The organism is Puerhibacterium sp. TATVAM-FAB25 (assembly GCF_046535855.1).
Taxonomy (GTDB): domain Bacteria; phylum Actinomycetota; class Actinomycetes; order Actinomycetales; family Cellulomonadaceae; genus Puerhibacterium; species Puerhibacterium variabilis_A.
In genome coordinates, this window is the sequence record NZ_JAXUAK010000011.1 from 108,248 (window position 1) to 115,217 (window position 6,970).

General features: G+C 75.3%; 6 protein-coding genes. 4 read left to right on the forward strand and 2 right to left on the reverse strand.

Going from position 1 to position 6,970, the window contains the following annotated elements:
• Positions 1 to 11 precede the first annotated feature (11 nt).
• Positions 12 to 1,472: a branched-chain amino acid ABC transporter permease gene (locus U5M74_RS11600; RefSeq protein ID WP_410909106.1), complete on the reverse strand. Its 1,461-nt coding sequence runs from the start codon at positions 1,470 to 1,472 to the stop codon at positions 12 to 14.
• 219 nt (positions 1,473 to 1,691) lie between these two features.
• On the opposite strand from U5M74_RS11600, the gene U5M74_RS11605 reads away from it, so the two are divergent.
• The 3 genes from U5M74_RS11605 (at position 1,692) to U5M74_RS11615 (ending at position 5,530) form a co-directional block, all read left to right on the forward strand.
• Entirely contained in the window at positions 1,692 to 3,929 is a 2,238-nt protein-coding gene (locus tag U5M74_RS11605) for a S9 family peptidase (protein ID WP_410909107.1), read from the forward strand.
• Positions 3,930 to 4,061: 132 nt separating this feature from the next.
• Positions 4,062 to 5,279, forward strand: coding sequence for an anion permease (locus U5M74_RS11610; protein ID WP_410909108.1), 1,218 nt, complete (start codon positions 4,062 to 4,064; stop codon positions 5,277 to 5,279).
• The gene (locus U5M74_RS11615; RefSeq protein WP_410909109.1) at positions 5,276 to 5,530 is read left to right on the forward strand and encodes a hypothetical protein; all 255 of its coding nucleotides are present in this window, start codon (positions 5,276 to 5,278) and stop codon (positions 5,528 to 5,530) included. Before U5M74_RS11610 ends, U5M74_RS11615 begins: the two co-directional genes overlap by 4 nt.
• A 97-nt stretch (positions 5,531 to 5,627) precedes the next feature.
• On the opposite strand, the gene U5M74_RS11620 is transcribed toward U5M74_RS11615, so the two are convergent.
• Positions 5,628 to 6,605, reverse strand: coding sequence for a glycoside hydrolase family 3 N-terminal domain-containing protein (locus U5M74_RS11620; protein ID WP_410909115.1), 978 nt, complete (start codon positions 6,603 to 6,605; stop codon positions 5,628 to 5,630).
• Between U5M74_RS11620 and U5M74_RS11625 the strand changes: the two genes are divergently transcribed.
• Positions 6,604 to 6,954 carry a hypothetical protein gene (locus U5M74_RS11625; protein ID WP_410909110.1) on the forward strand — a complete coding sequence of 117 codons (351 nt, stop codon included), beginning with the start codon at positions 6,604 to 6,606 and terminating at the stop codon, positions 6,952 to 6,954. The genes U5M74_RS11620 and U5M74_RS11625 overlap by 2 nt on opposite strands.
• Positions 6,955 to 6,970: the final 16 nt, after the last annotated feature.

Here is a 6,970-nt window from a genome sequence, read left to right on the forward strand (position 1 = left end):
CGAGGCCCCTTTCAGCCGATCCGCTCGCGGCGCCCGAGGATGCCCTGGGGTCGCACGAGGAGCACGAGGATGAGGATCACGAGGGCCGAGGCGTAGCGCAGGTCGCTCGGCAGCACGAGGTTGGACAGCTCGACCACGAGCCCGATGACGATCGACCCGACGAGCGCGCCGTACGCGGTGCCCAGCCCGCCGAGCGTCGTCGCTGCGAACATGAGCAGCAGCATCTGCATGCCCATCATCCAGTTGAACGAGCCGAAGACGACGCCGAGCAGCATGCCCGCCAGGCCCGCCAGGCCCGCCGACATCACCCAGACGATCCGCACGATCCTGTGGGGGTCGATGCCGGTGGCCGACGCGAGCGCCGGGTTGTCGGAGACGGCGCGCGTGGCTCGCCCGACGCGGGTGCGGGTGAGGAACGCGGCGATGGCGACGATGACCGCCAGCGCGATGCCCATGGACCACCAGGACGCCTCGGTGAGCGTGAACGGCCCGACGGTCACCGGGCGCGGGTTGGACGTGAGGATCCGCTGCGACCCGCCGCCGACGACGAGCTGGATGAGGAACTGCAGCGTGATGGACAGGCCGATGGTCACGATCATCAGCTGGGTCAGCGGGGTGCCGCGCCGGCGCAGCGGCCGCCAGATCCCGGCGTCCTGCAGCCATCCCGTCGCGGCGCACACGGCCACGGTGACCACGCCGCCGAGCACGGGGTGCAGGCCCCAGGAGTTGATGGTCAGGAAGGCCATCAGCGCCCCGAGCGTCACCTGCTCGCCGTGCGAGAAGCTCGACAGGCCCGTGGTGCCGTAGATGAGGCTCAGCCCCACCGAGGCCAGGGCCAGCAGCAGGCCGAACCGCAGGCCCGAGCCGAGCTGCTGCCACACCTGCGCCGGGGTGATGGACCCGGTCGAGGCGTCGCCCTCCGGCGTGGTCGTGGTGCTCCCGGCGTCCGCCCCGCCCGCCGGCGTCGCCGGCGACGACGCGGCGCCCGACGCCGGCGCGGAGGGGGCCGCGGCCCCTTCGCCGACGCGGAACGCGGCGCGCGCCGTCGAGCCGGTCTGCGCGGTCACCTCGATCGTCGTCGCGGCGCCCTGCGGCAGCGGGGCGTCGGCCGGCAGCGTGGCCGGGTCGAGCTCCACCGTGTACGCGCCGGGCTGCGGCACGGTGACGGAGACCGCGTCGGCGGTCGTCGTGACGTCGGCGGTGAACCCCTCCGGGCCGCTGACCGTGGCCTCCGCGCCGGGCACGCGGGCGTTCTCGGCCCCGAGCACCAGGACGGCGACGCACGCCGTCGCGTCGTCGGGCTCGCACGCGGCGGCCGCGGCCGCGACCGCCCGCGCCGGCTGGCCCGGCTGGGCCGCCTGGGCCGGCGCGAGGGCGAGCAGGGCGGGCACGGCCAGGGCCGCGAGGAAGACCAGGAGGCGTCGCCCCCCGGTGCCTGCCCGTGGGTGGCGGGTCGGTCGGTCCGCTGTCATCGGCGGGGTCCTCCGTCGTCGAGTCGTCCTCCGCCTCGGGGGTCGCCCGAAGCCGCGCCCGCGGCAGCCCGTTCAGCGAGCCTGAATGGGTCATGTACCGCAGCGAGCGTGGCGCGAGTGTAGGAATGCTGTGTGACCGGCATGACACGGGGATGTCACGCGCGCGAGTCGCGGAGGTCACGGACGGGGCGCGACGGCCCTCCCGCGTAGCCTGGCCGGGTGCCCGACGCCGACACCGCCCTGCAGCCCGAGCCCGTCGCTCCCGTGGCGGAGCGCCGCCCCACCGCGCGCACCCACCACGGCGACACCTTCACCGACGACTACGAGTGGCTGCGCGACGGCGAGGACCCCGCCGTCGTCGCGCACCTCGAGGCGGAGACCGCCTGGGCCGAGGCCCGCACGGCCCACCTGGCGCCGCTGCGCGAGCGGCTCTTCGCCGAGACCAAGGAGCGCACGCTCGAGACGGACCTGTCGGTGCCGGTGCGCCAGGGCGGGTACTGGTACTACTCGCGCACCGTCGAGGGCGAGCAGTACGCGATCCACGCCCGGGTGCCCGCGCAGGCCGGCGACCGGACGCCGCCGCGCGTCGAGCCGGGCGAGGTCCCGGCCGGCGAGCAGGTGCTCCTGGACGAGAACGCCGAGGCCCGCGGGCACGACTTCTTCGCCCTCGGCGGCTCGGACGTCTCCGCGGACGGCTCCCGGCTGCTGTACCAGGTCGACACCCAGGGCGACGAGCGGTACACGCTGCGCCTGCGCGACCTGACCACCGGGCAGGAGCTGCCCGACGTCGTCGAGGACACCGCGCCCGGCGCCGCGTTCACCCCGGACGGCGCGTACGTCTTCTACCTCACCGTGGACGAGGCGTGGCGGCCGGACAAGGTCTGGCGCCACAAGGTCGGCACGCCGGTGGGCGACGACGTGGTGGTGTTCCACGAGCCCGACGAGCGGTTCTGGGTCGGCGTGGGCGTCACGCGCTCGGAGCGGTTCGTGGTGATCGAGGCCGCCGCGAAGCTCACCAGCGAGGCGCGGCTGGTCGACGTCGCCGCCCCCGAGGCCGAGCCGCGCGTGGTGTGGGCCCGCCGCGAGGGCGTGGAGTACACCGTGGAGCACGCGGTGCTGCCCGGCGGCGTGTCCGGTGATGCCGACGGCGGCGGCGTGCCGCGCGACGTGCTGCTCGTCCTGCACAACGACGGCGCCGTGAACTTCGAGCTGGTCGTGACGCCGGTGCCGGGCCGGGACGGCGCGGGCGCGCCGCTCGACCCGGCCGCGGCCGTCGTCGTGCTGCCGCACGACCCGGCCGTGCGCCTGGACGCGGTCGAGGCGTTCGCCACGCACGTCGTGCTCGGCTACCGGCGCGAGGCGCTGACCCGCGTCGGCGTGGTCGACGTCGCGGCGCTCGGCCGCGCGGCCGCCGGCGCCGCGGGCCGGCTGCCCGTGCGCGAGCTGGAGCTCGACGAGCCGCTGTTCACCGTGGGCCTCGGCGCCAGCCCGGAGTGGGACCAGCCGTCCGTCCGCGTGGTCACCGAGTCGTTCGTGACGCCGCCCGGCGTGCACGACCTCGACCTGGCCACCGGGGAGATGACGCTGCTCAAGCGGCAGCCGGTGCTCGGCGGCTACGACCCCGAGCGCTACGTGCAGCTGCGCGAGTGGGCCACCGCCGAGGACGGCACGCGGGTGCCCGTCTCCCTGGTGTGGCGGCGCGACGCCGTGACGCTCGACGGCGCCGGCACGCGCGCCGAGCCGGCGCCGCTGCTGCTCTACGGGTACGGCTCGTACGAGATCTCGATGGACCCGTGGTTCTCGGTGCCGCGGCTGTCGCTGCTCGACCGCGGCGTGGTGTTCGCCGTCGCGCACGTGCGCGGCGGCGGCGAGCTGGGCCGGCGCTGGTACGACGACGGCAAGATGGCCGCCAAGCCGCACACGTTCGGCGACTTCGTGGCGGTGGGCCGCCACCTCGTCGACGCGGGGTGGACGACGCCGGAGCGCATGGTGGCCGAGGGCGGCAGCGCCGGCGGCCTGCTCGTGGGCGCCGTGGTCAACCTCGCGCCGGACCTGTTCGCCGGCGTGCACGCGGCCGTGCCGTTCGTCGACCCGCTCACCTCGATGCTCGACCCCACGCTGCCGCTGACGGTCACCGAGTGGGAGGAGTGGGGCGACCCGCTGCACGACCCGGAGATCTACGCGGTGATGAAGGGGTACGCCCCGTACGAGAACGTGCCCGACGACGCCACGCACTACCCGCGGGTCCTCGCCACGACGTCGTTCCACGACACGCGCGTGCTTTTCGTCGAGCCGGCCAAGTGGGTGGCGCGGCTGCGGGCGGCCGGCGCGCCGGTGCTGTTGCGGATCGAGATGGCCGCCGGGCACGGCGGCGTCTCGGGCCGGTACGCGCGCTGGGAGCAGGTGGCCTGGGAGAACGCGTGGCTGCTCGACGTGCTGGGGCTGGGCGAGGGCTGAGCGCCGCTACCCGGCCGCACGGGCCGGGCACGGGAATCAACATGAACAGCAGGTGAACTCTCGCGGAACCTTGGATCGCGACCTGGGCAAACGTCCAAGGTGTGACCTGCGCACGCCCCACCATGGTGACTCGTGACCGAGACGATTCTCCTGGTGCTCGTCGTCGTGACGGCCCTCGCGTTCGACTTCACGAACGGGTTCCACGACACCGGCAACGCGATGGCGACCTCCATCGCCACGAAGGCTCTCAAGCCCAAGACCGCCGTCGCCCTGTCGGCGGTGCTCAACCTCGTGGGCGCGTTCCTGTCGCTGGCCGTGGCGGCCACCATCGCCAAGGGCCTGGTCGACGCGGACGTGATCACGCTCCCCGTGGTGTTCGCCGGCCTCGTCGGCGGCATCGTCTGGAACCTCGTCACCTGGCTGCTCGGCATCCCGTCGAGCTCGTCGCACGCCCTGGTGGGCGGTGTCATCGGTGCCGTGCTGGCCGCCGTCGGCACCAGCGGCGTGCTGTGGAGCGGCGTGCTGTCCAAGGTGCTCGTCCCCGCCCTGCTGGCGCCCGTGATCGCGATCGGCGTCGCCGCGGCCGGCACGTGGCTCGTCGCGCGCCTGACCCGCGGCCTGCCGCAGGACGCCACCAGCCGGCACTTCCGCTGGGGCCAGGTCGGCTCCGCCTCGCTGGTCTCGCTCGCGCACGGCACCAACGACGCGCAGAAGTCGATGGGCATCATCCTGCTGGCGCTCATCGCCGGCGGCGCCGTGCCGGCCGACTCCGGCGTGCCGTTCTGGGTGATCGTGTCCTGCGCCCTCGCCATGGCGGTCGGCACCTACCTCGGCGGCTGGCGGGTCATCCGCACCCTGGGCAAGGGCCTGGTCGAGATCGACACCCGCCAGGGCATGTCCGCCGAGACCTCCTCGGCCGCCGTCATCCTGCTGTCCAGCCACTTCGGCTTCTCGCTGTCCACCACGCACGTGGCGACCGGCTCGATCCTCGGCTCCGGCGTCGGCATGCCGGGCGCCAAGGTGCGCTGGGGCGTCGCCGGGCGCATGTTCGCCGCGTGGCTGCTCACGCTGCCGGCCGCCGGCCTCGTCGGCGCGCTGTGCCACTGGCTCGAGTCCGGCCTCGGCGGCACCGCCGGCGTGCTGGCCGTCACGTTCGTCCTGGTCGCGGTGTCGACCGCGATCTGGCTGATCTCGCGCCGCAAGCCCGTGGACCACACCAACGTCAACGACGAGTGGGACGGCACGGCCGCGGCTCCGTCCGCTGCCGCCCCCGTCACCGACCCGGAGGCGTTCGCCGCCGTCGCCGCGGCCGCCACGACCGCCTCGACCAAGGAGAAGGTGCACGCATGAGCGACTTCATCGAGTGGGGCGCGCTCGCCCAGGTGGCCGTGGCCGGCCTCGTGGTGGGCGCCGGCATCCCGGCCCTGTTCGCCCTCGGGCTGCGGCTGCTCACGCAGCCGGCCGCTGCCGTCGCCGACGGCGCACCGCAGGCGCCGGCGCGCCGCTCCATGCCGCGGATGGTCGGCGCGACCCTGTGCCTGGGCGTCGTCGTCGGCGTGCTGGCGCTGGGCCTGACCTTCCTGGTCTCGGGCGGCCACTGACCTCTCCGCCGCCCTCTGCCGAGATAGAGAGGCCCCCCGCCGAGATAGAGAGCTCTCTATCTCGGCGGGGGGCCTCTCTATCTCGGCGGGCTGGACGTCAGCGGGGCAGCGCCGCCTTGGCCGCCAGGACCCGGCGGGCCGCCTCGTCCACCTGCGCGGCGAACGCCGGGTCGTCCTGCGCCCGCTGCACGAGCGCGTCGGCCATCTCGTCGGCCACCCCCGGCTGCGCCGAGGCGAGCACGACGTCGTTGCCCGCCGCGATCGCGCGCACGGCCCGCTCGCCGGGGGACCACGGCTGCACCTGCTGCGCGCCGGAGAGGTCGTCGGTGACGACGACGCCGTCGAACCCGAGCCGGTCGCGCAGCAGCCCGTCCACGACGGCGGGGGAGAACGCGGCGGGCGCGTCCGGGTCGATGCGGGCGTAGACCGCCGTCGAGGTCATCACCCAGGCGCCCGGCGACGCGGCGATCACCTGGCCGAAGACGTCCACGGACTCCGCGTCGGCCCCCGTGACGTCGTCGGTGACGCCCTCGGACGTGTCGGTGTTCTCGGTGACCTCGCCCAGGCCCGGGAAGTGCTTGATCGTGGGGACCACCCCGGCGTCGAGCATCCCGCCGGCGAACGCGCCCGCCCCGGCCACCACGGAGGCCGGCGTGAAGCCGTAGGAGCGGTCGAACGCGCCGATCGGCGGGTTGCCGGCCGCGGACGCCGCGGGGACGAGGTCCGCCACCGGCGCGAGGTTCACGTCCACGCCCGCGGCGCGCAGCTCCGCGCCCCAGCCCGCGGCGTCCCGGCGCAGCGCGGCGGGGTCGCGCTGGGCCTGGGCGGTGGCGCTGGGCATCCCCGAGAAGCCCGGACCCTGCAGCACCTGGACCTGGCCGCCCTCCTGGTCCGTCGCCACCAGCAGCGGCACGCGCGAGCCCTCGCGGGCGTCCGCGCGGTAGCCGTCCACGAGCGCCCGGACGGCCTCGACGCTCGCCCCCGACCGGCCGTGCAGGAACAGCCCGCCCGCGTGGTCCTCGACGAGCGCCTCCCGCGTGACCTCGCCCGGGGCGGCCACGTCGACGCCCACCATGAGCACCTGGCCGACCCTCTCCTCGACCGTCCAGCCGGCCAGCGGGTCCGTCGTCGCTGACGGGCTGGGGGACGGGCTGGGAGACGGGCTGGGCGACGGCGAGGCGCTCGGCGACGACGGCGCCTGCGTCGGCGCCGCGGTCGGGCTCGCGGTCGGGCTCGCCGTCGGGCCCGCGGTCGCGGCCGGCGGCTCCGGGCCGCCGCCCGTGCAGCCGGCGAGCGCGGCCAGCGCGACGATCGCGGGGCCGACGCCCGCGGCGACCGCCGTCGGCCGCCGGCGCCGCTCGGAAGAGCACACCGCTGAACACCAGTCACGCCAGATCCTATCGCGTGTTGCGGCGTATGCGTGAAACAGGGGGGGGGGGG